The sequence below is a fragment of the Amycolatopsis sp. 195334CR genome (assembly GCF_017309385.1).
GTDB lineage: Bacteria > Actinomycetota > Actinomycetes > Mycobacteriales > Pseudonocardiaceae > Amycolatopsis.
Window position 1 is genome coordinate 1,151,753 of the sequence record NZ_JAFJMJ010000001.1, and the last position, 16,029, is coordinate 1,167,781.

General features: G+C 70.5%; 13 protein-coding genes. 2 read left to right on the top strand and 11 right to left on the bottom strand.

Annotated elements, in window-relative coordinates; translation table 11 throughout:
* Positions 1–35: 35 nt before the first annotated feature.
* The 9 genes from JYK18_RS05660 to JYK18_RS05700 form a co-directional block, all read right to left on the bottom strand.
* On the bottom strand, positions 36–2,549 hold the full coding sequence (locus JYK18_RS05660; RefSeq protein WP_206801093.1) for a LamG-like jellyroll fold domain-containing protein: 2,514 nt from the start codon (positions 2,547–2,549) through the stop codon (positions 36–38).
* 309 nt (positions 2,550–2,858) lie between these two features.
* Positions 2,859–3,062, bottom strand: a complete 204-nt coding sequence (locus JYK18_RS05665; RefSeq protein ID WP_206801094.1) for a LuxR C-terminal-related transcriptional regulator — start codon at positions 3,060–3,062, stop codon at positions 2,859–2,861.
* Position 3,063: 1 nt separating this feature from the next.
* The gene (gene rhaI / locus JYK18_RS05670; protein WP_206801095.1) at positions 3,064–4,230 is read right to left on the bottom strand and encodes an L-rhamnose isomerase; all 1,167 of its coding nucleotides are present in this window, start codon (positions 4,228–4,230) and stop codon (positions 3,064–3,066) included.
* Between the two features lie 12 nt (positions 4,231–4,242).
* Positions 4,243–5,310 (bottom strand): rhamnose ABC transporter substrate-binding protein, encoded by a 1,068-nt coding sequence (gene rhaS, locus JYK18_RS05675; protein ID WP_206801096.1) that lies wholly within the window; start codon positions 5,308–5,310, stop codon positions 4,243–4,245.
* The gene (locus JYK18_RS05680; protein ID WP_206804037.1) at positions 5,310–6,269 is read right to left on the bottom strand and encodes an ABC transporter permease; all 960 of its coding nucleotides are present in this window, start codon (positions 6,267–6,269) and stop codon (positions 5,310–5,312) included. The genes rhaS and JYK18_RS05680 overlap by 1 nt, the downstream gene beginning before the upstream one ends.
* The gene (locus JYK18_RS05685; protein ID WP_307795790.1) at positions 6,269–7,300 is read right to left on the bottom strand and encodes an ABC transporter permease; all 1,032 of its coding nucleotides are present in this window, start codon (positions 7,298–7,300) and stop codon (positions 6,269–6,271) included. Before JYK18_RS05685 ends, JYK18_RS05680 begins: the two co-directional genes overlap by 1 nt.
* A 14-nt stretch (positions 7,301–7,314) precedes the next feature.
* Positions 7,315–8,793 (bottom strand): sugar ABC transporter ATP-binding protein, encoded by a 1,479-nt coding sequence (locus tag JYK18_RS05690; protein WP_307795791.1) that lies wholly within the window; start codon positions 8,791–8,793, stop codon positions 7,315–7,317.
* A gap of 387 nt (positions 8,794–9,180) precedes the next feature.
* Positions 9,181–12,345, bottom strand: coding sequence for an alpha-L-rhamnosidase (locus tag JYK18_RS05695; protein ID WP_206801099.1), 3,165 nt, complete (start codon positions 12,343–12,345; stop codon positions 9,181–9,183).
* Positions 12,346–12,405: 60 nt separating this feature from the next.
* Positions 12,406–13,401, bottom strand: coding sequence for an AsnC family transcriptional regulator (locus tag JYK18_RS05700; protein ID WP_307795792.1), 996 nt, complete (start codon positions 13,399–13,401; stop codon positions 12,406–12,408).
* A gap of 84 nt (positions 13,402–13,485) precedes the next feature.
* Here JYK18_RS05700 and JYK18_RS05705 point away from each other — a divergent pair, with 84 nt between their 5' ends.
* A complete protein-coding gene (locus JYK18_RS05705) occupies positions 13,486–14,256 on the top strand; it encodes an SDR family oxidoreductase (RefSeq protein WP_206801101.1) in 771 nt (256 codons plus the stop codon).
* Here JYK18_RS05705 and pip read toward each other — a convergent pair whose 3' ends face one another.
* Positions 14,257–15,189, bottom strand: coding sequence for a prolyl aminopeptidase (gene pip, locus JYK18_RS05710; RefSeq protein ID WP_206801102.1), 933 nt, complete (start codon positions 15,187–15,189; stop codon positions 14,257–14,259). It abuts the gene before it with no gap.
* Between the two features lie 39 nt (positions 15,190–15,228).
* On the opposite strand from pip, the gene JYK18_RS05715 reads away from it, so the two are divergent.
* Positions 15,229–15,693 carry a MarR family winged helix-turn-helix transcriptional regulator gene (locus JYK18_RS05715; RefSeq protein WP_374194989.1) on the top strand — a complete coding sequence of 155 codons (465 nt, stop codon included), beginning with the start codon at positions 15,229–15,231 and terminating at the stop codon, positions 15,691–15,693.
* Here the strand turns inward: JYK18_RS05715 and JYK18_RS05720 are convergent.
* Positions 15,680–15,985, bottom strand: coding sequence for a hypothetical protein (locus tag JYK18_RS05720; RefSeq protein WP_206801103.1), 306 nt, complete (start codon positions 15,983–15,985; stop codon positions 15,680–15,682). The genes JYK18_RS05715 and JYK18_RS05720 overlap by 14 nt on opposite strands.
* Positions 15,986–16,029: the final 44 nt, after the last annotated feature.

A 16,029-nucleotide genomic window follows, 5' to 3' on the forward strand; every position in this document is an offset into this window, starting at 1 on the left:
GTTGAACTCCTTGTGGGGCGGGGAAACGGGTGGAACTACGGACGGGTCGCGATGGCCGCGATCTCCTGGTCGGTCAGCGCCCGGTCGAACAGGCGGACGTCGTCCACGTCACCGCGGAGGAAGTCGACCTGGTTGCCGCCGTACTGGCCGCGGCCGATCACCGTCGGGCCGGCGGACTCCGGCGCGGTGCAGGCGCTCTGCGCGGCGACCTTCTTGCCGTCGACGTAGAGCGAGACCGTGCCCGCCTTGGCGTCGCGCACCCCGGTCAGGTGGTACCAGCGGCCGACCTCCGGCTTCTCCGGCGACAGCGCGCGCAGGCCGACGAAGCTCATCGCCCAGCGCTGGTCCTGGCCCGAGTACTGCAGGAAGAAGGCGCTGTTGCTGCCGGTGTCCTGGCTGACCACGGTCTGGAAGGCACCGTCGGCCACGTCGAGCTTGACCCACGCCGAGGCCGAGTAGCTGCTCCCGGTGTTCACCAGCGCGCTGCCGGGATTGGCGAATCCGGCGCCGTTGAAGGAAACCGCGCCGCCCTGCACGCCGGTGGCCCATTCGGCACCGGTGAGCGCGGCGTTCTTGCCCCCGACCGAGTCGGCGGCCGTGGTGCCGGTGCCCTCGTCGAACTTGTACGCGTTCACCCCGTCGGTGCCCGGCGTGCCGGGACCGGGGTCGGGCGCGCCGGTGCCGCTGCCGTCGGACTCGCGGATGATCTGCTCGTTGATCGCCTTGACCTGGCCGAAGTCCATCTTCTTCACCTGGCGGTCGTAGGTGAAGAAGCCGTTGACCTCGTGCTCGACGTCGGTGATCTGGGTGTAGATCGCGCCGCCGATGCCGCAGCGCTGCGCGGCCTTGAGCACGTCGGTCTGGTTCTCCACGTACCGGCGGGTCAGCGTGGCCTGGTCCGGGGTCATCTCGTAGGCGTGGCCCTCGCCGAACCACATGTGGCCGTCGATCTCCAGGCCGAAGCCGCCGTGCTCACCGTCCATCGAGGCGCGGTTCGCGTCCGGCACCGGGGTGCCGGGGCCGACGTACATGTGCCAGTCGAGCACGTCGCCCTTGCCGGAGTCACCGAGCGAGTCGCAGCAGTTCACCCCGCTGTGCGCGTTGACCAGCCGGGACGGGTCCTGCGCCTTGACCTCGTCGGCGATGCGGCCGGTGGCCTCGCGGTTCCACTCGCCCCAGCCCTCGTTGAACGGCACCCAGCCGATCACCGAGGTCCAGTTCTTCTTCTCCTCGACGATCTCGTCCAGTTCCTTCTCGAACTGCTGCTGCGCGTCGACCGGCGGGCGGCCGCCGGTGCGCATGGCCGGCATGTCCTGCCAGACCAGCAGGCCGAGGCGGTCGGCGTGGTAGTACCAGCGGTCGGGCTCGGTCTTGATGTGCTTGCGCACGGTGTTGAAGCCGAGTTCCTTGTGCTGCTCGAGGTCGAAGGCCAGCGCGGCGTCGGTGGGCGCGGTGTAGATGCCGTCCGGCCAGTACCCCTGGTCCAAAGTGGACATCTGGAAGAGGATCTTGCCGTTCAGCGTCATCCGCAGCTTGCCGTCGGCACCCTCGATCTTGCCGATCTCCCGCATGCCGAAGTACGAGGAGACGCGGTCGACCGGGCGGTCGTTGGCGTCGCGCAGGATCACGTCGAGGTCGTAGAGGAACGGGCTGTCCGGCGACCACAGCTTCGCCTGCGGCACGTCGACCTTGATCTCGCCGGCGGCCGGGCTGCGCTTGCGGCTGACCACGGCACCGCCGTCGCGCACGATCACCTCGGCGGACAGCTTGCCCGCGTCACCGCTGGTCTGCACGGTCAGGCCGAGGGTGCCGGTGTCGATGTCCGGCACCATGCCCAGGTTCTCCACGTGGGCGGCGGCCACCGGCTCCATCCACACGGTCTGCCAGATGCCGGACGCGCCTTCGTAGAAGATGCCGCGGTCGGGCACGATGCGCTGCTTGCCGACCGGCTGCCAGGTCTGGTCGGCGCGGTCCTCGACACCGACCACGATCTCCTGGTCGGCGCCGGGCTTGAGGGCGTCGGTGATGTCGGCGGAGAAGGCGCCGTAGCCGCCCTTGTGCTCGGCGACCTTCTTGCCGTTGACGTAGACGGAGGCGAGGTAGTCGACCGCGCCGAAGTTCAGCTTGAGCCGGTTGCGGCTGCCGACCTGCCAGTCGGCGGGCACGGAAACCGTGCGGCGGTACCACATGTAGTCCTCGTGCCGCTCGATGCCGGAGAGCACCGATTCGCTCGGGTACGGGACCAGGATGCGCTCACCGAGCGTCTTGCCGAACGGCGGCGCCTCACCGGCCTTGGCACCGGCGAACTCCCAGACGCCGTTGAGGTTCTGCCAGTCCTTGCGGGTCAGCTGCGGCCGCGGGTACTCCGGCAGCGCGTTGTCGGGGTTGACCAGGTGGGTCCAGGGGGTCGGCAGCTTCGGCGTGCCCATCTGCCAGCTCGGCTGCGCGGTCGCCGGCGGGGCGACCACGGTGAGCGCCGCCACGATCGAGGCGAGCGCGGCCGCGGCCCACGGACGTCTGATCTTTCGGCGTCGGCTAACTCGTGACATCGTTGTCGTACACCCTTCAGGTGAGGTCCTGGTGAACCAGCGGCTGCTGGCGCCGGGAAACGGAGCCGCGTGTGCCGGCACGCAGTGGACCCGTCGTGACACATTTCACGCGGGAACTCAACAGATGTCAACACATCCGACCACAGATACTCAGCTCTCAACATTTGCGCTCGCACCGGCTCTGCCCAGGGGATGTCCGTTTTGCTTACCGGACGAACAAGATCCCCGGTGCAGTGGGACGCACCGGGGATCTGTTGATTCTTGTCTTTTTGTGGCGGACCGCCGAACGGCCTAAGCAGAGATCCGATCTCAGAGCAGACCGCGGCGAACGGCCCAGACCACCGCCTCGATCTGGGTGCGCACGCCCAGCTGGTCGCAGATGGCCCGGGTGCGGCGGCGGATGGTGCGCCCGGACAGGCCGAGCCGCCGGGCCACCGCGTCCGCGGGCAGCCCGGAGGCGAGCAGCTGGAGCAGGACCAGGTCGTCGTGGCTGAGGCGTTCCTTGGTCAGCACGTCAAGCCCCCCAGCCCATGGCCGCACCACCGGTCCGCTCGGCCTCGATCCGGGCCTGGTAACCACCGCGGTGGTAGGCGGCGATCGGGTCGGGGTCCAGGCCCATGTCCTGCCGCAGCTCGGCCAGCTTCGGCCGGACGTCGGTGTTGAAGGCGTCCATCACCACCGCGTTCGCGCCGAGCACGTCGCCCTCGGCCTGCGCCCGCGCGAGCGCGTCGGTGTCGACGAGCAGCGCCTTGGCGGTGGCCTCCTGCACGTTGAGCACCGAGCGGATCATCGCCGGCACCTTCGGTTCCAGGTTGTGGCACTGGTCGAGCATGAACGCCACGTTCGCGGCCGGGTCGAGCCCGCCGGCCGACACCAGTTCGTGCATGATCCGGAACAGCTGGAACGGGTCCGCCGCACCCACGATCAGGTCGTCGTCGGCGTAGTTGCGGCTGTTGAAGTGGAACCCGCCGAGCCTGCCCTCCCGCAGCAGCACCGCGACGATGAACTCGATGTTGGTGCCGGGCGCGTGGTGCCCGGTGTCCACCAGCACCTGCGCGCGTTCGCCGAGGCGCAGGCACTGGGCGAACGACGTGCCCCAGTCCGGTACGTCCATGGTGTAGAAGTGCGGCTCGAAGAACTTGTACTCGAGCAGCAGGCGCATGCCGTCGGGCATCCGGTCGTAGGCCTCGCGCAGGCCCTCGTGCAGCCGGTCCTGGCGGGCGCGGATGTTGTCCTGGCCGGCGTAGTTGGTGCCGTCGGCCATCCACACCGACAGCACGCCCGAACCGGTGGCGCGCCCGATCTCCACGCACTCCAGCAGGTGGTCGACGGCCTTGCGGCGGACCCCGGGATCGGGGTTGCACAGGCTGCCGAGCCGGTAGTCGTCCTCCTGGAACACGTTGGGGTTGATGGCACCCAGCTCGATCCCGCGATCGGCGGCGTACCGGCCGAGCGCACCGAAGTCGTCGACGCGGTCCCACGGGATGTGCAGCGCGATGCTCGGCGCGACGCCGGTCAGCTCGTGCACCTTCGCCGCGTCGTCGATCTTCTCGTACGGATCACGCGGGATCCCCTTCTGCGCGAACACCTTGAACCGGGTGCCCGAGTTCCCGTACGCCCAGGACGGCGTCTCGATCCGTTGTGCGCGCAGCACTTCCGCGGCCTGTGCCCACGAACTCATGCGGTGCCCCTCTCAGAAGTCGAACCGGTCGATGTTGGCCGCGTCGAACACGGTCGGCGGGCCGAGCACGACCTCCCCCTCCGCGCCGATGGTGTACTCGCCCAGTTCCCCGGCGGTGAACTTCTCGCCCGGCGCGCCGGTGATCCGGCCGGAGGCGAGCGCGGTGGCGGCCTGCACGCCGAGGTAACCGAGCTTGTTGGGCTCCCACAGGGCGAACTGGCCGACCGTGCCGTCCTTGACGTAGGCACGCAACTGGTTCGGCGTACCGAGCCCGGTCAGCGCGACCTTGCCCTTGTACTCCGAGGAACTGAGGTAACGCCCGGCCGCGGCCAGGCCGACGGTGGTCGGCGAGACAATCCCCTTGAGCTGCGGGTGCGCCTGCAGCAGGCCCTGCGTCTTCTGGAAGGAGATCTGGTCGTTGTCCTCCCCGTAGGCGACCTCGACCAGCTTCAGCCCGGCGTGCTCGGGCTTCGCCAGTTCCTGCTTCATGATCTCGATCCAGGTGTTCTGGTTGGTCGCGTTCGCGGTCGCGGACAGGATGGCGATCTCCCCGCTGCCGCCGACCGCCTTCGAGATCAGCTCGACCTGCTTCACCGCGATGTCCCGGGAATCGGCCTGGTTGATGAACACGTCCCGGGCGTCGGTGGCCACGTCGGAGTCGAGCGTGACCACCTTCATCCCTTGCTGGCGCGCGGTTTTCAGCGCCGGTGCCACCGCGTTCTCGTCGTTGGCCGCCATGATCAGCGCGTCCTGGCGCTGCTGCGCGGCGGTGTTGATGTAGGTGACCTGCGAGGAGGCGCTGGCGTCGGACGGGCCAGTCGCCTTGAACTCGGCCCGCAGTTCGGCCGCCGCCTTCTCCCCGCCCTGCTGCACCACGGTGAAGTACGGGTTGTTCACCTGCTTGGGCAGGAAGGTCATCTTCAACCCGGTTTTCAGCGGGGCCGCCGGGTTGGCCGCGCCGGTGGCCTGTTGCGCCGGGCCCGACCCAGAACTGTCCTTTGTGGTCCCACTGCAGGAGGCGAGCAGCAGGGCCATACCCAGAACCGCGACACCTCGTCGTGCGACGGTGCTTGCCTTCATCACGTTTTCCTTCCTGCTGGGAAAATCCGGCTGCCGAGCAAGCGCGGGATGAGCACACCGGCGAGCAGCAGCGCGCCGGTGACCACGGTCAGCACCTCGGTCGAAACGTCGTCGAGGATCAGGAGGTTGCGCAGGCCGCCGAGCAGCAGCACCCCGGCGATGACGCCGCCGAGCGTGCCCCTGCCGCCGAAGATGGACACCCCGCCCAGCAGCACCGCGGCGACCACGGCGAGTTCCAGCCCGTTGCCGTTGTCCGCGCGGGCGCTGGAGAAGCGCAGGGTGTAGACGATCCCGGCGATCGCCGCGACGGCCCCGGTCAGGATGAACAGGATCAGCTTGACCCGCTTGACCCGGATCCCGGAGAACCAGGCCGCTTCCGGGTTGGCACCGATGGCGAAGGTGGACCGGCCGAACGAGCTGTAGTGCAGCAGCACGGCGAACCCGATGGCCAGCAACGCGAACAGCAGGATCGGGTACGGGAGCTGCGTGTCCGGGATCGGCGTGTTGCCGAACTGGGTGAAGCTGGCCGGGAAGTCGGCGACCGCGGTGTCGCCGAGCAGCACCAGCGCGAGCCCGCGGTACAGCGCCAGCGTGCCGATGGTGACCGCGAGCGAGGGCAGGCCGAGCCGGGTGACCAGCAGGCCGTTGACCGCGCCGCACAGCGCCCCGGCCGCGATCGCCACCGGCAGGATCAGCTCCAGCGCCCAGCCCGCGTTCCACAGCGTGCCGACCAGCGCGCTGGACAGGCCGAGCACCGACGCCACCGACAGGTCGATCTCGCCGGAGACCACCACCAGCGTCAGCGGCAGGGCGATCAACGCGATCTCCGAGATGTCCAGGCCGAGGTAGAAGAGGTTGCCGCCGGAGAGGAAGGCGCCGTCGGTGCGGATGCTGCCGGCCACCGCGACCACCACCAGCAGGAGCACCAGCACCGACTCCCAGCGCAGCAGGCGGGCCATCACGCGCCCCCTCCCCTCGAGTTGGTGCGGCGCAACGCGGCCGCCAGCCGCAGCGCCACCAGCCGGTCGATCGAGATGGCCACCAGCAGCAGCGCGCCGGTGATCGCCTGCTGCCAGAACGCGGGCACGCCGAGCACCACCAGCGAACCGGCGATGGTGCTGAGCAGCAGCGCGCCCAGCGCGGCGCCGAGCACCGTGCCGGAGCCGCCGAAGATGGCCACGCCACCGACCACCACCGCGGCGACCACCTGCAGTTCGAGGCCGGTGCCCGCGGCCGCGTCGACGGTGCCGAACCGCGCGGCCCACAGCGCGCCCGCCAGCCCGGCGATCGCCCCGGACACGGCGAAGGTGGCGAAGGCGCGCCGCCGCACCGGGATCCCGGCGAGCACGGCGGCGTCCGGATTGGACCCCATCGCGTACAACTGCCTGCCGGAGCGGTACGAGCGCAGGAAGAACCACGCGGCCAGCACCACGACCAGCGTGACCAGCACCAGGTTCGGCACGCCGAGCAGTCGCCCGCTGCCGAGGGAGAGCAGGCTTTCCGGCAGGTCGGCGGCGTTGACCTGCTGTCCGGAGGCGAGCGCGAAGTCGAGGCCGCGGAAGACGTACAGCGTGCCGAGCGTGACCACCAGGCTCGGCACCCGGCCGAGCGCGACCACCAGCCCGTTCGCCGCGCCGCAGGCGAGGCCGATCAGCACGCCGAGCCCGATCCCGGCGACGATCGGCAGGTTTTCGTTGGCAGCGAAGGTATCCGCGGTGAGGAAGGCGGCGAGTCCGAGCACCGAGCCGACGGACAGGTCGACGTTCCGGGTGATCACCACGATGGTCTGGCCGACCGCGAGCAGCGCCACGATCGAGGCGTTGAGCAGCAGGTCGCGCACGCTCTGCGCCTCGATGAACCGGGGGTTGCTCAACGCCGTGCCGACGACGACGAGCAGCAGCGCGAGCAGGATGCCGAGTTCACGCACCTTGCCCGCGCGATCGGCGAGCCGGCGGGCGGTGGTGCCCGCTTCCGGGACCCGTTGGTCCACTGTGGACTGCGCCGTCATGCCCGGCCCGCCGCGGCCAGCGCCACCGACTCCTCGGTGGCCGCCGTCCGGTCCAGCTCGGCGGCGAGGCGGCCCTCGTGCATCACCAGCACGCGGTCGGCCATGCCGAGCACCTCGGGCAGTTCGGAGGAGATCATCAGCACCGCCACCCCTTCCGCGGCGAGTTCGGACAGCAGCCGGTGGACCTCGGCCTTGGTGCCGACGTCGATGCCGCGGGTCGGCTCGTCCACGATCAACACGGCCGGTCTGCGGGCCAGCCACTTCGCCAGTACGACCTTCTGCTGGTTGCCGCCGGAGAGCACGCCGACCGGGTCGCCGAGGCGGGCGAACTTGAGCCGGAGCTTGACCGCCCAGTCCCGGGTGAGCGCGCGCTCGTCGGCCTTCCGGATCAGCCCGCCGCGGCTGAGCGAGCCGAGGGAGGCCAGCGCCGCGTTGCGCTCGATGGACGCGTCCATCACCAAGCCCTGCTGCCGCCGGTCCTCCGGCACGAAGCCGATCCCGGCGGCCATCGCGGCGGTCGGTGAGCCGGGTTTCAGCGGTTTGCCGTTCCTCCGCACGGTTCCGGCGTCGGGCCGGTCGATGCCGAAGATCGCGCGGGCCACCTCGCTGCGCCCGGCGCCGACGAGCCCGGCGAGCGCGACGATCTCGCCCGCGCGCAGGTCGAAGGAGATGTCGGTGAAGACGCCTTCCCTGGTCAGGCGGTCGACTTGGAGCGCGATTTCGCCGGGGGTGGTGTCCTGCTTGGGGAAGAGCGTGGAGAGCTCGCGGCCGACCATGCGCCGGACCAGGTCCTCGGGGGTGTGCCCGGCGAGGTCGCCGGTCCAGACGTGCTCGCCGTCGCGGAGCACGGTGGCGCGGGTGCACAGCTCGAAGACCTCGTCGAGCCGGTGGGAGACGAAGAGCACCGCCACCTTCGCCTCCAGCAGGGCCCTGACCACGCCGAACAGCCTGCGGACCTCCACTTCGGACAGCGCGGCGGTCGGCTCGTCCATCACCACGACGCGGGCGTCGAAGGAGAGCGCCTTGGCGATCTCGACCACCTGCTGGTCCGCGATCGAGAGCCCGCGGGCAGGCCGAGCCGGATCGAGCGCGACGCCGAGCCGTCCCAGGAGCGCGCGCACGGCTTCGTGCATGGCGCGCGTGTCGATCCTCCTTCCGGAGCGGAGGGGCTGGCGGCCCATGAACACGTTCTCCGCGACGGAGAGGTCGCCGAAGAGGGTGGGCTCCTGGTAGATGACCGCGATCCCAGCGGCCCTGGCGTCGGCGGGCCCGTGGAACTTCCGGGGCTCGCCGTCGATCAGCACGCTGCCCTCGTCGGGGCGGTGGACGCCGGCGAGCACCTTGATCAGGGTGGACTTGCCCGCGCCGTTCTCGCCGAGCAGGGCGTGCGCCTCGCCGGGCCGCAGGTCGAGCGACACCCCGCTGAGCGCCCGCACGGCGCCGAAGGACTTGGTCACCTCGCGCAGCTCGGTCACCCGGTCTCCCTCCCGCGAATAAATCGTTTCAATCCACGGCTGAGGCGAGCCTGCTTCGACTCTGTGACCCATGTCAAGTTTTCAGCGGCTTCTGTCCCGGAAATGACGCTTGCCTGCACGCTGTGCACACGCTCGGCTACTGCTTCGGGGCGGGTCATTAGAACGTTTCAAGTAACCCGAGCGGGCCGAGGTGGGCGCCTCGACGGACCAGCGAATGCTATGAGTGGGGCATTACTTGCATTCAACGCAAGTAATGCCCCACTCATAGCAATCGGGGACGCGGGCGGGCCGGGTCAGGGAGGCGGGGCGAGCCGCGGCGCGAAGCGGGGCAGGCGAGCGGACCAGGCAACCGGGGCGAGTTGCGGCCGAGGCAGGCGGCCGAACAGCTCACGCGGTAGGCGCGATGAACCGCCACTGGCCGTGCGTGGCGCGGTAGACGGCGCACCCCCGCTCCATCCGGACGAACTCGGCCGAAGGAACCGACGTGACCTGCCCGGCAGCCGAAGCCGGCAAGTGGACTTCGGCGACCGAACCGACCGGGACGTCCACGGTCACCCTCAGCCCGCCCCCGACCTTGGCCCAGTTCACCCCCGCGCGCCCCCGGACCGTCTCCACCGTGGTGCCCGCCCAGTGCACCCCCGCCCGCGCGTCCGGCCGTACGGTGAACGTGCGGTACCCGTCATCCCCCGGACGCAGCCCCGCCACGTTCTCGTACAGCCACTGCACGACCGTCCCCTGGAAGTAGTGGTCCCGCGAGCGCGAGTCCAGCTGCCACATCTCCCACATCGTGTCGGCGCCGTTGTCGAACCAGTAGCCCCAGCTCGGGTAACTGCGCTGCGTCGCGATCGCGTGCGCCACGTCGGCGTGCCCGTGTTCGGTCAGCACGCGCAGCAGCACGCTCGTGCCCAGGTTGCCGGTGTTCAGGTGATCCCCCCTGGCCCGGACGTCCGCCACCAGACTGTCCACAACGGACTTGACCGCCCCCGCGGGCACCAACCCGAAAGCCAGCGGGATGGCGTTCGAGGTCTGCCGGTAATCCGGGTCCTTCGCCGTCCGGTAGTGCCCTTCCGGACCGAGGAACGCCGCGTTCAACGCGTCCCGCAACCCGTCCGCGACCGACCGGTACCGCGCGGCGTCCGCCCCGCGCCCCAGCAGGTCGCCGAGTTCAGCGGTGCCGACCAGCGCCCGGTGCAGGTACGCCGTCGCGGTCAGGCGGGTGTCCTCCGGCGGCACCCCGCCGTACCCCGGCGGCAGGTAGTCGCCCAGCGCGGTCACCGCGAGCCCGTTCTGCAGCCTGCCGATCTCCCAGTCCAGGTACTTCGTCAGCGGCTGCCAGTGCTCCTCCGCCACCCGCTTGTCGCCGTACCAGCGGTACATTTCCCTTACCAAATAGGGGTAAACCGTCGTCCACTCCGGAGCGGGTGCCAGTTCCTGGTATCCCCAGCCACCACTCGGCACGATCACCGGCACCTGCCCCGGCTCGTTCTGGCTGTCCGTCAGGTCCCCGATCCACTTCGTCAGGAACCGCGGCACCTCGAACGCGTACGCCAGGCAGGGCGCGCCGACCTGCGCGTCCCCGGTCCAGCCATTCTTCTCGTACATCGGCGTGTCGGTGGGGATCCCGTGCAGGTTGTTCAGCAGCGTCCGCCGCATCGCACGGTCCAACTGCTCGAAGAACGGCTCCGAGCAACGGAAAGTCCCGACCTCGCGCACCTTCGTGTGCACCACCCGGCCCAGCAGCCGGGGCTGCACGTCGAGCCCGTGCACCTCCACGTACCGGAAGCCCTTGTACGAGAACTTCGGTTCCCAGGTTTCCTCACCGGTGCCCGCGCAGGTGTAGAAGTCCTTCTGGTGCCTGCCGGGCACGTGCCCGTTCTCCCAGATCACGCTCCCGTCCTCGCGCAGGCGTTCGCCGTGCCACAGTTCGACGGTCGTCCCGGCCGGTGCGCGGACGGTCAGCTGGGTCCAGCCCGCCATCGTGCGCCCCATGTCGGCGACGTACACCCCCGGCCGCAGCGTGGTGATCGACACCGGCGTCACGGTTTCCACGACCTCGATCGGCTCGTGCTGCTGTGCGCGCACCACGCCCTTCGGCGCGCTGTGCACCACCGGCGTCGACCAGTCGCTGTCGTCGAACCCCGTCGACGACCAACCCGGCCGCACCAGTCGCGCGTCATAGGATTCGCCCGCGTACAGGGAATCCGAGACGGTCGGGCCGTCGGCGATCCGCCACGATGTGTCGGAAGCGATCGTGGTCCGGCTCCCGTCGGGGTGCGTGATCTCCAGCTGCGCCAGCAGTTTCGGCTCACCACGCCAGTCCGGTTTCTCCCACCGCCAGACGTTCGGCGTGGTCATGGCGTAGAACCCGCGCCCGAGCGTCACGCCGATCGCGTTCGCTCCCCCGGCGAGCAGACCGGTGACGTCGTGCGTGGCGTACAGCACGGTCTTGTCGTAGTCGGTGAACCCCGGATCGAGCACCTGCGTGCCGACGCGCTTGCCGTTGATCTCGGCTTCGTAGTACGCCAGACCGCTGATGTACAACCGCGCGCTCGCCACCGGTTTGTCCACAGTGAACTCCCGGCGCAGCAGCGGCGCGGGAATCGGCGGCAACTGCACGGAAACCCCGCTGCCCCACGGACCCTGGCCGTACGGTGCCAGCACCACCGCGTCCGGCCAGCCGCTGTCGTCGAAGTCCGGCTGCTCCCACCCGCTCTGCTCGGTCTCCGCGACCTTCCACCCCGTCCCGGTGACCAACTCCCGCGACCCCGCCCGGAACCGGATCAGCAACCCACCCGGGTTCACCGACACCGACCCGCGGTTCGTGGCCAGCACCGCGACCACCACCCGGCCACTCACGCCGACCTTGGTGTGCCGCGCGGTCCGCCAGCCGTCGACCTGTTCCGGCGCGTGGAGCACCTGCTCCCCGTTGAGGAACAGGGTGAAGTCGTCGTCCGCGGTGGCGACCAGTTCCGCTTCGGTGACCCCGGCGGGCACCTCGACGGCGGCGCGGAACCAGCGCGGCCCGGCCGGCGCGTTCCCGGTGGTGCTGCCCGGCGACCAGATCCACGAGGCACCGGTGAAGTCCAGCGGCGCCGTCGGGGCCGGCGCGCCGATCCAGTCCGCCGTCCACTCGGAACCGAGGAAACCGGTCTCCCACCAGCCGTGCGCGCTCCAGTCCGACGGCTGCCCGTCCTGGTCCCACAGGCGCACGCGCCACCGGTACCGCGTGCGCGGGCTCAGCGCCGGACCGTCGTAGGTGATGGCGGTCGAGCGGTCGGACTCGACGCGCCCCGAGTCCCAGAGCCCGTCCACCTCGATCTGGTAGGCCGTCTGCCGCGCGTGGTGACCACCGGCGACCGGCACCCACGACAGCAGCGGACGGGCGACATCGGTGCCCAGCAGGGTTTCCGCGTACTCGACGGTCAGCCGTTCGGCCCGGAGCACACCGGCCTTCCCTTCTGCCGCCACCGCGGCGGTGGTGGGCAGCGCGAGTGCGCCCGCGCCCAGCGCGGAGGTCTGCAGGAAGCTACGCCGGTTCAGTCCACCAGTCATCACCGGAACGTACGAACGCGTTCGCGCGGGCGGCAACGCCGGTGTCCGGTTTCGGCCGCTTCACCACCCGGTTGCGCCCGGCCGCCCCGGGTTCAGCACGGTGGCGCTCTTCAGCGTCCGCACCACCGGCGCGGTCTCGATCTCGCGCACGCCCGGCAGCACCGCCAGCCGTCGCGTCAGGTAGCCGTAGAGGTCCTTCACACTGGTGCAGACCACTCCGGCGACCAGGTTCGTCCGGCCGGTGGTCGCCGCGACGTAGGCCACCTCGGGGTGTTCCTCGGCCATCAGCCGCCCGGCCATCTCCAGGTCGGCGGGCTCGACCGCCAGCCACAGCAGCACGTGCACGCCGAAGCCGAGCATCCGGTGGTCGAAGTCCACGCTGAACCGCAGCAGCCCACCGGCCCGCAGTTCGGCCAGCCGCCGCCGGACGGTGGTCTGCGACCAGCCGGTCGACTCGGCCAGTTCGGCGATCTGGGTCCGGCCGTCCGCCCGCAGCAGGGCGAGCATCGCGCAGTCCTGATCGGACATCTCCCGCCGGGGCGGGGCGTCGGCCGTCCAGGTCAGCTCCTCGACCTGCGCCCCGGTCAGCACGCGGGCCTTGCGCAACAGGCCCTCGCCCCCGCCGAGGAACACGTTGAGCACGCACTGCGCGGTCACGTCCAGCACGCGCGGGGTGTGCGGGAGTTGCTGCAACAACGGCGTGTTCTCCTCACCGTTGCCGCCCGGAACCCTGGTCACGCAGACGATCTCGGTCCCGCCCGAGGTCAGCTGCACCCACGAGGTGTCGTCGCGGCGGGCGATCGCGCCCGCCACCGCGCTCGCCGCGTCCGGCGTGCAGCGCACCCTGGTCAGCCAGAGCACTTCGCCGAGCACGTCCGGATCGCTCAACCCGATCACCTTCAGCGCGCCGTGCGACCGCAGCGCGGTGTAGCGCCGGGCGATGGTCTGCCCGGACACCCCGAGCACCTCGCCGATCCGGCTGAACGAAGCGCGTCCGTCGAGTTGGAGGGCGTGGAGCAAACGGCGATCGAGATCGTCGAACGCGTGCGAAGTCACCATCTCAGGCTAGATCGCGGAGGATCCAGCCGACAGGCGCTAATTCACTGGATCGCTCAGGTTGTTCGCGAAGACCATGTCGGCATGACCATTCTTGTCACCGGAGCACGGGGTTCCGTGGCCCGCGCGCTGATCGACCAGCTGCTCGCCGAAGGGGAGAAGGTGCGCGCGTCGAGCAGTTCACCCGACGTAACCGTGCCCGACGGCGTGGAACTCGTGACCGGCTTCGACCTCACCGGCGTCACGAAGGTGTTCCTCTACGCCAATGCCGAGGTCATCCCGGAGTTCCTGGCCGCGGCGAGCGGCATCGAGCACATCGTGCTGCTGTCCTCGCTGGCCTCGGCCGAGCCGGAGATGGCGCCCGGGATCGCCGAGTGGCACCTGGCCGCGGAACGGCCGATCGAGGCGTCCGGCATCCCGTGGACCTTCCTCCGGCCGGGTGCCTTCGCCACGAACACGCTCGCCTGGGCACCCGGCATCCGCGAACGCGGGGTGGCCAGGGAGGCGTTCCCCGAAATGCACCTGAACTCGGTGCACGAGCAGGACATCGCGCAGCTCGCACTGCACGCGCTGACCCGACCGGGGCACGCGGGCAAGGCCTACTCGCTGACCGGGCCGGAGTCGCTTTCGGTGCGGCAGCACGTGGACCTCATCGGCGCGGCGATCGGCCGTTCGCTGGAGGTCGAGAAACTGCCGCGTGCCGAGGCCACCCACCTGCCCGACGCGGCGCTCGACGCGATGGAGGCGGCCGGTACCGAACCGGCGCCGGTCGGGCCGACCCTGCACGACCACATCGGCGAACCGGCGCGGACCTTCGCCACCTGGGCGACCGACCACGCCGACGACTTCCGCTGATCAGCGGAACCGGTCGACCGCCTCCAGCAGCGCTTCACCCATCGCACCCCGGGCGTGGTGGCCGGCGTCGGGGATCACCTTGAGCTCGGCGTCCGGCCACGCCTTGGCCATCGCCCACGCGGTGCCCAGCGGCGCGCTCAGGTCGAGCCTCCCGTGCACCATCACGCCCGGGATGCCGGCCAGCTTGCCCGCCTCGCGCAGCAGGATGCCGTCCTCCAGCCAGGAGTCGTGGTGGAAGTAGTGCGCCGCGGTCCTGGCCAAGGACATCCGGAAGTCCGGGTCCGCCCAGCGCGGATCCGGATCCGCCGGGTCCTCGTCCACCGCCGCGGCTTCCCAGGCGCACCAGTCGCGCGCGGCCTTCTCGCGGACCGCGGGATCGGGGTCGTTGAGCAGCCGGTTGTACGCGGCGACCACGTCGACAACGGCACCATCACCGGCACCTTCGCGGAACCGGTCCCACGCCTCGGGGAACAGGCTGCCGAGACCGCGGTAGAGCCAGTCGGTCTCCGCCGGGCGCGAGTTCGTGATGGCCACCAGCACCAGTTCGGAAACGCGCTCCGGGAACCGTTCCGCGTAGGCGAAGCCGAGCGTCACGCCCCACGAACCGCCGAACACCAGCCAGCGCTCGACACCGAGGTGCTCGCGCAGCTTCTCCATGTCGGCCAGCAGGTGCTCGGTGGTGTTGACGCTGAGATCGGTCTCGGGGTCCACGACCGACGGCGTGCTGAGCCCCACGCCGCGCTGGTGGAACTGGATCACGCGGTAGGCCGCCGGATCGAAGTACCGGCGTCCGCCCGGCGCGGTGACGCCCGGTCCGCCGTGCAGCAGGACCGCGGGCTTGCCCGCCGGATTGCCGGAGACGTCCCAGTACACGTGGTTCCCGTCACCGACGTCGAGCAGGCCGTGGTCGTACGGCTCGGAGTGCTCGTACATGCTTCCTCCCAGGTGTATTAGCGCTGTTATATTAGCGCTGTGACTTCACCCGCCATCGGTACCCGGCTGCGCCACCTGCTCGAACTGCTCGACGGCGACGTCGCCCGCGTCTACGCCGACCTGGGGCTGCCCGAGTTCCGGCCGCGGTTCACCCCGGTGGTGCGCGCGCTGACCGCCCGCGGGCCGCTGCCGATCCGGGCGCTGGCCGAGGCACTGGGCGTGACGCATTCCGCGGCCAGCCAGACCATCACCCAGATGCGCAAGCTGGACCTGGTCGAACTGCACCCCGGCGGGGACGCCCGCGAGCGCATCGTGCACCTGACCGCGAAGACGCGGGAGCTCCTGCCCGTGCTCGACGCCGAATGGACGGCCACCGAAGCCGCCTTCGCCGAACTGGAGGACGAGCTGCCCGGCTCGCTGTCCGCTCTGGTCGCCGCCGCGACGCGCGCGCTGGAGGAGCGGCCGTTCCACGACCGCGTGTCCGCCCGGCTCAGAAAAGCTTGAGCTGCCCCTCGTGTACCTCCTTCAGGTGCACGTCGGCGCACCGCCGGCAGGTAACCGGCTCCTCGGTCGGCGCCAGGCCGCGCAGCGGGTCCCAGGTGTTCAGCCCGGCCCCGCACACCGGCAGCCAGGCGTCGGTGACCAGGTGCACGGTGCCGGACGGCGTCCGCCCGCGGGCACCCTCCCGTGCCGGTGGCAGCGGGATCCGGTGGTGCGGTTGACGACGGCGGAAGGCCTGCAGCGGCTCACGGCCGGCCAGCGGCTCGGTGGTCTCGAAGGTGTCGGCAGGTTCCACACCTCGATGGTCGCACGTGGCACCGACAGTCCCAGGCGGGGAAA

Coding starts and splice junctions, on each gene's coding strand:
- JYK18_RS05660 (WP_206801093.1), bottom strand. CDS start 2,549: ATGTCACGAGTTAGCCGACGCCGAAAGATCAGACGTCCGTGGGCCGCG.
- rhaI (WP_206801095.1), bottom strand. CDS start 4,230: ATGAGTTCGTGGGCACAGGCCGCGGAAGTGCTGCGCGCACAACGGATC.
- rhaS (WP_206801096.1), bottom strand. CDS start 5,310: ATGAAGGCAAGCACCGTCGCACGACGAGGTGTCGCGGTTCTGGGTATG.
- JYK18_RS05680 (WP_206804037.1), bottom strand. CDS start 6,269: ATGGCCCGCCTGCTGCGCTGGGAGTCGGTGCTGGTGCTCCTGCTGGTG.
- JYK18_RS05695 (WP_206801099.1), bottom strand. CDS start 12,345: ATGACTGGTGGACTGAACCGGCGTAGCTTCCTGCAGACCTCCGCGCTG.
- JYK18_RS05705 (WP_206801101.1), top strand. CDS start 13,486: ATGACCATTCTTGTCACCGGAGCACGGGGTTCCGTGGCCCGCGCGCTG.
- pip (WP_206801102.1), bottom strand. CDS start 15,189: ATGTACGAGCACTCCGAGCCGTACGACCACGGCCTGCTCGACGTCGGT.